At 57.0% G+C, this 3,384-nt stretch carries 2 rRNA genes; both read right to left on the reverse strand.

Going from position 1 to position 3,384, the window contains the following annotated elements:
• Positions 1–2: 2 nt before the first annotated feature.
• Positions 3–119, reverse strand: a 5S ribosomal RNA gene (gene rrf, locus I8N68_RS32205).
• An 84-nt stretch (positions 120–203) separates the two neighbouring features.
• Positions 204–3,313, reverse strand: a 23S ribosomal RNA gene (locus I8N68_RS32210).
• Positions 3,314–3,384: the final 71 nt, after the last annotated feature.

Consider the following 3,384-nt stretch of genomic DNA (forward strand, 5'->3'; position numbering starts at 1 on the left):
TTGTCCGGCGGTGTCCTACTCTCCCACACCCTCCCGAGTGCAGTACCATCGGCGCTGGAGGGCTTAGCTTCCGGGTTCGGAATGTTACCGGGCGTTTCCCCTCCGCCATGACCGCCGTAACTCTATAGACATGTCAAACAACACCATCACGTGGGTGTGTTGTTCGTTTGTCTAGAGTTGCACAGTGGACGCGTAGCAGCTTTGTAGTCAAGTCCTCGGCCTATTAGTACCGGTCAACTGAACCCGTTACCGGGCTTACATTTCCGGCCTATCAACCCAGTCGTCTAGCTGGGGGCCTTACCCACCCGAAGGTGGTGGGATACCTCATCTTGAAGCGAGCTTCCCGCTTAGATGCTTTCAGCGGTTATCCCTTCCGAACGTAGCTAACCAGCCGTGCCCCTGGCGGGACAACTGGCACACCAGAGGTTCGTCCGTCCCGGTCCTCTCGTACTAGGGACAGCCCTTCTCAAGTATCCTACGCGCACGGCGGATAGGGACCGAACTGTCTCACGACGTTCTAAACCCAGCTCGCGTACCGCTTTAATGGGCGAACAGCCCAACCCTTGGGACCTGCTACAGCCCCAGGATGCGACGAGCCGACATCGAGGTGCCAAACCATCCCGTCGATATGGACTCTTGGGGAAGATCAGCCTGTTATCCCCGGGGTACCTTTTATCCGTTGAGCGACACCGCTTCCACATGCCAGTGCCGGATCACTAGTCCCGACTTTCGTCCCTGCTCGACCTGTCAGTCTCACAGTCAAGCTCCCTTGTGCACTTGCACTCAACACCTGATTGCCAACCAGGCTGAGGGAACCTTTGGGCGCCTCCGTTACCCTTTAGGAGGCAACCGCCCCAGTTAAACTACCCACCAGACACTGTCCCTGAACCGGATAACGGTCCGAAGTTAGATACCCAAATCAACCAGAGTGGTATTTCAAGATTGCCTCCACCCATACTGGCGTATGGACTTCACCGGCTCCCACCTATCCTACACAAGCTAATTCGGATACCAATGTCAAGCTATAGTAAAGGTCCCGGGGTCTTTCCGTCCTGCCGCGCGTAACGAGCATCTTTACTCGTACTGCAATTTCGCCGGGCCTGTGGTTGAGACAGTGGGGAAGTCGTTACGCCATTCGTGCAGGTCGGAACTTACCCGACAAGGAATTTCGCTACCTTAGGATGGTTATAGTTACCACCGCCGTTTACTGGCGCTTAAGTTCTCCGCTTCGCCCCGAAGAGCTAACAGGTCCCCTTAACGTTCCAGCACCGGGCAGGCGTCAGTCCATATACATCGAATTACTTCTTCGCATGGACCTGTGTTTTTAGTAAACAGTCGCTTCCCCCTGCTCTCTGCGGCCATACAACGCTCCACCCGCGTGGGGCTTCACGTCTCCGGCCCCCCTTCTCCCTAAGTTACGGGGGCAATTTGCCGAGTTCCTTAACCACAGTTCGCCCGATCGCCTCGGTATTCTCTACCTGACCACCTGTGTCGGTTTGGGGTACGGGCCGCTAAGAACTCGCTAGAGGCTTTTCTCGGCAGCATAGGATCACTGACTTCACCTGAATCGGCTCGGCATCACGTCTCAGCCTATATGCACCGCGGATTTGCCTACGGTACGGCCTACACGCTTACCCCGGCACAACCACCGGCCGGGCTCAGCTACCTTCCTGCGTCACCCCATCGCTTGACTACTACCCGCCAGGTTCCCACGCTCCCCACCATTGACCCGAAGGTCGCCGGCGGTTCGGGTGGTTAGCACAACGAGGTTCGTCAGGGTCGCTCTTTCGCGGGTACGGGAATATCAACCCGTTGTCCATCGACTACGCCTCTCGGCCTCGCCTTAGGTCCCGACTCACCCAGGGCGGATTAGCCTGGCCCTGGAACCCTTGGTCATCCGGCGGAAGGGTTTCTCACCCTTCTTTCGCTACTCATGCCTGCATTCTCACTCGTGCCGTGTCCACAGCTGGGTCACCCCGCTGCTTCACCCCCGGCACGACGCTCCCCTACCCATCCACACACCTGCACAACACATCAAGGCGTCGCGTGGTTGAAATGTGAATGCCACAGCTTCGGCGGTGTGCTTGAGCCCCGCTACATTGTCGGCGCGGAACCACTTGACCAGTGAGCTATTACGCACTCTTTAAAGGGTGGCTGCTTCTAAGCCAACCTCCTGGTTGTCTATGCGACCCCACATCCTTTTCCACTTAGCACACGCTTAGGGGCCTTAGCTGGTGATCTGGGCTGTTTCCCTCTCGACTACGAAGCTTATCCCCCGCAGTCTCACTGCCGCGCTCTCACTTACCGGCATTCGGAGTTTGGCTGATTTCGGTAAGCTTGTGGGCCCCCTAGACCATCCAGTGCTCTACCTCCGGCAAGAAACACGCGACGCTGCACCTAAATGCATTTCGGGGAGAACCAGCTATCACGGAGTTTGATTGGCCTTTCACCCCTAACCACAGGTCATCCCCCAACTTTTCAACGTTGGTGGGTTCGGCCCTCCACGCGGTCTTACCCGCGCTTCAGCCTGCCCATGGCTAGATCACTCCGCTTCGGGTCTAGAGCATGCGACTGAATACGCCCTATTCAGACTCGCTTTCGCTACGGCTCCCCCACACGGGTTAACCTCGCCACATGCCACTAACTCGCAGGCTCATTCTTCAAAAGGCACGCCGTCACCCCGTAAGGCTCCGACGGATTGTAGGCGAACGGTTTCAGGTACTATTTCACTCCCCTCCCGGGGTACTTTTCACCATTCCCTCACGGTACTTGTCCGCTATCGGTCACCAGGAAGTATTTAGGCTTACCAGGTGGTCCTGGCAGATTCACGGCAGATTTCAGGGGTCCGCCGCTACTCGGGAACACCCACAGAAGGTCAGCAACTTTCACGTACCGGACTATCACCGTCTACGGTTGGCTTTTCCACACCATTCGGCTAGCCACTGACTTGGTAACTTCTCGAACGAGTGTCAGCCCGTTCAGCAGGGTCCCACAACCCCGACCACGCAACCCCTGACAGGTATCACACGCAGCCGGTTTAGCCTCAATCCGCTTTCGCTCGCCACTACTCACGGAATCACTATTTGTTTTCTCTTCCTACGGGTACTGAGATGTTTCACTTCCCCGCGTTCCCTCCATACACCCTATGTGTTCAGGTGCAGGTGACACCACATGACTGGTGCCGGGTTTCCCCATTCGGACACCCTGGGATCACAGCTTGGTTGACAGCTCCCCCAGGCCTATCGCGGCCTCCCACGTCCTTCATCGGCTCCTGGTGCCAAGGCATCCACCGTTCGCCCTTGACAACTTGACCACAAAGATGCTCGCGTCCACTGTGCAATTCTCAACAAACGACCAACCCACAACCCGATCCGCCCCACACCA

The sequence above is a fragment of the Micromonospora coerulea genome (assembly GCF_016598485.1).
Classification (GTDB): domain Bacteria; phylum Actinomycetota; class Actinomycetes; order Mycobacteriales; family Micromonosporaceae; genus Micromonospora; species Micromonospora coerulea.